The organism is Streptomyces sp. NPDC057253 (assembly GCF_042669125.1).
In the GTDB taxonomy this organism is placed as follows: domain Bacteria; phylum Actinomycetota; class Actinomycetes; order Streptomycetales; family Streptomycetaceae; genus Streptomyces.
In genome coordinates this window covers 1-4,301 of record NZ_JBHUXV010000267.1, presented here as the reverse complement: position 1 = coordinate 4,301, position 4,301 = coordinate 1, and the positions used below count along the sequence as shown (strand labels likewise).

Genomic DNA, 4,301 nt, shown 5'->3' with positions numbered 1-4,301 from the left:
CCGGTCGTCGTGCCCGCACGCCACTGCGGCAAGCGGCGAGAACGCCGGTCCGGCCGACGCCCGGCATCCGGCCGGCCCGTGCCCGTGCCCGTGCCCGTGCCCGTGCCCGTGCCGAATCAGGTCTCGCCCGCCGATGGCTCACCCGGCCCCTCCGGAAAGCTGCCGGATGCGCCGACGGGCTGTCCGCGGCGAGCGAATCCCTCATCGGCACGCAAGTGTCATCGGTGGTCCGTAGGGGACCGGAGTGGTTTCGCCGCGTCCGCCTTGACGCAAGCCGGATGATCCGACGGCTCTTTGCGGTTCGCGCGCGTGATCCGCCCTTCCCGCTCGGCCGGGCCGGGCGGCGCGGCGGGAAAAGGCGTCGCAGACAGGGTTCGAGCAGCCCTGAAAACCGGTGAAGATTGTGTGTAGACGGCACCTGACCAGGGGCGTTCCGCTCCCCGGGACGAATTCCGGCCACCGGCTGAATCGGGGGCAATACTCCAGCCGAGCCGTAGCGTTCGATCCCCGAGGAGGCCCCCGTGGGCAGCCGTATCACCAAGTCCTTCGTGACCGTCCTGGCCGCCGGCCTGGCGGCCACTGCCCTCACCGCTTGCTCGTCCGACTCGAGTTCCACCACCGCCTCCGCAGAGACACACGGACCAGCCACGGCCGGTCAGAAGGAGGCGGCCGCATTTCTCGCGAAGTACATTTCCAATCCGACGTCCATCGGTGATCTGAAGGCACTTCCCGAAAGACCCCCGACGGGGAAGTCCGTCATCAACCTGCAGGCGTCGACGGCCATCGCGCAGAGGGCCGCCGCCACGCAGAAGGAGGCGGCCCAGCTGCTGGGCTGGTCCTATGACTCGATCGCCACGGGGCCGACACCCGCCTCGGCGGCGGCGGCGTTCGACGCCGCGATAGCGCGGCATCCCGATGCCATCCTCTTCGCCGGGTTCCCCGCCGCCGTGTTCGCCAAGCAGATCGCCGAGGCGAAGGCCGCCGGTATCAAGGTGGTCAGCACCGCCACCGGCGACGGGAAGACCGACGGTGTCCTGGGCGACGTCCTGGGCGCACCCCAGATGCAGTTGTACGGCAAGCTGCTCGCCGCGTACTTCGTGACCGAGTCGGACGGAAAGGGTGAGGCGGGCGTCTACAGCATCCAGGCCTTCCCGATCCTGGCGCCCTGGGTCACCGCGTTCCAGTCCTGGGTGAAGCAGTGGTGCCCGGGGTGCAAGACGTCCGTCGTCAATCAGCAGGTCACCGACCAGGGAACGAAGACGCCGTCCAACGTCGTCGGCTTCCTGCAGCGCAACCCCGACGTCAAGTGGCTCATGTTCGCCACGGGCGACCTCGCGCAGGGTGTGCCGGCCGCGCTCGCCACAGCGGGCCTGAGGGGCATCCACATCGGAGGCGGATCACCCGACCCGGCCGACATCGCGAACATCAAGGCGGGCACCGAGTCGGCCTGGGTCGGCAACACGGTCGACATCGCGAACTGGCGACTGTTCGACGTACTCGCGAGGGACTACGCCAAGACCGACACACAGGCCGCCGCGGCCGCCCTGCTGCCCCTGCAGCTGATCACCTCCGACAACGCCGGCAAGGTCGCCGCCGACAAGACCGGCTACTACATCGGCGTGGCCGACTACCAGGACCAGTTCAAGAAGCTGTGGCGGGTCAGTTGACCACCGGAACGGGGCCGACGACGGCCACCGACACGTCAGGGGGGCGCGACGCGCCCGCCCTGGTCGTGCGGGAGACGAGCAAGACCTTCGGCGGGAACACCGTCCTGGACCGTGTCGGCCTGTCCGTCGCCCGTTCGGAGGTGCACGCCCTGGTGGGGGAGAACGGGTCGGGCAAGTCCACCCTCGTCAAGATCCTCGCCGGATACCACGAGCCCGATCCCGGATCGGGCATCGAGGTCGACGGCGAACCCCTGTCCCAGCACCACCCCGACGCCAGCGACCGTGCCGGCCTGCGCTTCGTCCACCAGGACCTCGGGCTGGTCGGCGGGCTGACCACGGTCGAGAACCTCGGACTCGGACGGGGCTACGGCGCCGGCCGCGGCATGCCGGTGCGCTGGAGCGCTCGACGGCGTGAGGCCGAGGAACTGCTGGCCTCGCTGAGCCGGTACTTCGACGTGAACCTGCCGGTCCAGCAGCTCGCCGCCAGTGAGCGTTCCGCGGTCGCGGTCGCCCGGGCGGTCGCGCCGCACCGGACACCGGCCCGGGTGCTCGTCCTGGACGAACCGACCGCGAACCTGCCCGGCCCCGAGGTCGCCCACCTTTTCGACCTGGTCCGTCGGGTCCGTGAGCGCGGCATCGGTGTCGTGCTCATCTCGCACCATCTCTCCGAGGTCTTCGAACTGGCCGACCGGGTCAGCGTGTTGAGGGGCGGACGGGTCGTCGCCACCAAGCCCGTCGCCGCCACCGACGAGAGCGAGCTGATCGAACTGATGGTCGGGCGGAAGGTGGACCGGCTGGCCGGCCGGCCACCGGCCGGCACCGCACCCGTCAGACTCGCCGCCCGGGCGGTGCGCGGCCGGTCCGTGCACGGCGTCGACCTCGACGTACGGGCCGGCGAGGTGCTCGGCGTCGCGGGGATCACCGGATCGGGCCGGGAGGAACTGGCACCGCTGCTGTTCGGGGCGCTGCCACGCCAGGGCACGGTGACGCTCAAAGGCGACCCCCTCCCGCCCGGACGCCCCGACCTGTCCATCACCGCGGGAATGGCCCTCGTGCCCGCGGACCGCGCCGCCAACGCCGTCCTGCACGGACACGACGTCGCCGAGAACATCGCGATCTCCCGGCCCCGCGACTTCGTACGACGGCTGGTGTACCGGCGCCGGCTGGAGGTCGAGGAAACGGCCTCCTGGGTCGGGCGACTCGACATCAGGACCCCGCATCCGCGCAGTCCGCTCACCCAGCTGTCCGGCGGCAACAGCCAGAAGGTCGTGCTCGCCCGGCTGCTGCGCCTGCGTCCGTCCGTCCTGCTGCTCGACGAACCCACTCAGGGTGTCGACATCGGAGCACGGGAGGAGATCCACCGGCGCGTCGAGGAGGCGGCCGCCGAGGGGGCCGCCGTGCTGGTCTGCTCGACCGACAACGAAGAACTGGCGCGCCTGTGCACCCGGGTGGTCGTCCTCTCCCGCGGCCGGGCGAGGGCGGAGTTCGCCGCGCCGGTCGACGCGGACGAACTCGCCGCCGCATGCCTCACCGAGACCGAAGGAGACCGGGGATGAGCCCTGCCGAAGACCTGCGCCCGGCGGACACCCAGCCCGCCCCCGGCGACGCACCGCCCCAACGGCCCACGGCCCGCGCCGCGTTCGTGCACCGGGCCGGACTCGACCGGCTCAGCGGGGTGTATGCCCTCGCCGCCCTCGTCCTCCTGTACGGACTCTGGGTGCCGGACACCTTCCTCACGACCACCACGCTGCGCACCGTCAGCGCGAACCAGTCCGTCACCGCGATCGTGGCGATGGCGCTGATCCTGCCCGTCGCGGCCGGGCTGTTCGACCTGTCCGTCGCGGCCACGCTCGGCGTCGGCGCCGTACTGACCGTCCAGCTCCAGGCCGACGGCAGGAGCCTCGGGGTCACCCTCCTCCTCGTGCTCCTGACCGGACTGGGTGTCGGCGTCGTCAACAGCGCGCTCGTGGTCGGGGTCGGGGTCGACTCGTTCATCGCCACGCTGGGCACCAGCAGCCTGCTGTCGGCGTTCGCCTACTGGATCACGGAGGGCAACCAGGTGATCCTGCCCCCGGGCAGCAGGCTCACCAGCTTCGGGCAGGGCACGCTGCTGGGGGTGCCCACACCGGTCTGGTACGTCGTCGCGGCCGGCCTGATCCTCTTCTACGTCACGGAACTCACCACGGCCGGGCGCTACGCCTACGCGGTCGGCGGCAACAAGGAGGCCGCACGGCTCATCGGCGTCCGGGTGGGCCGGGTGTCGGTGTGGGCGCTGCTCGCCTCCAGCCTCATGGCGACCGTGGCCGGAGTGGTCCTCGCCGCCGAGCTCGGCGCGACCGACCCCAACGTGGGGCCGCCGTACCTCCTGCCGGCGTTCTCGGCGGTGCTGCTCGGCGCCACACAGGTGAAGACCAACGGCCGGGTGAACGTCCTCGGTACCCTGCTCGCCGTGGCCCTGCTGGGCACCGGGATCTACGGACTCCAGCTGGCGGGCGCCCCGACCTATGTGTCCGACCTGTTCAACGGAGCCGCCCTCATCATCGCCGTGTCCCTCGCGCTGCTCGCCCATCGACGCACCAGGCGGTAGCACGGCGACCGGGCGGCTCCGGCGGGGTGGGCCGGGATCTCCTGGCC

At 71.4% G+C, this 4,301-nt stretch carries 3 protein-coding genes; all 3 read left to right on the top strand.

What is annotated here, in order from left to right:
- Positions 1-521 precede the first annotated feature (521 nt).
- From ACFULQ_RS48695 to ACFULQ_RS48685, 3 genes are read left to right on the top strand one after another with little or no spacing between them, the layout of a single operon-like run.
- Positions 522-1,667: a sugar ABC transporter substrate-binding protein gene (locus ACFULQ_RS48695; protein ID WP_383558179.1), complete on the top strand. Its 1,146-nt coding sequence runs from the start codon at positions 522-524 to the stop codon at positions 1,665-1,667.
- Positions 1,664-3,223, top strand: coding sequence for a sugar ABC transporter ATP-binding protein (locus ACFULQ_RS48690; RefSeq protein WP_383558177.1), 1,560 nt, complete (start codon positions 1,664-1,666; stop codon positions 3,221-3,223). The genes ACFULQ_RS48695 and ACFULQ_RS48690 overlap by 4 nt, the downstream gene beginning before the upstream one ends.
- Positions 3,220-4,254, top strand: coding sequence for an ABC transporter permease (locus tag ACFULQ_RS48685; protein ID WP_383558175.1), 1,035 nt, complete (start codon positions 3,220-3,222; stop codon positions 4,252-4,254). Before ACFULQ_RS48690 ends, ACFULQ_RS48685 begins: the two co-directional genes overlap by 4 nt.
- The last annotated feature ends 47 nt before the right edge of the window (positions 4,255-4,301 follow it).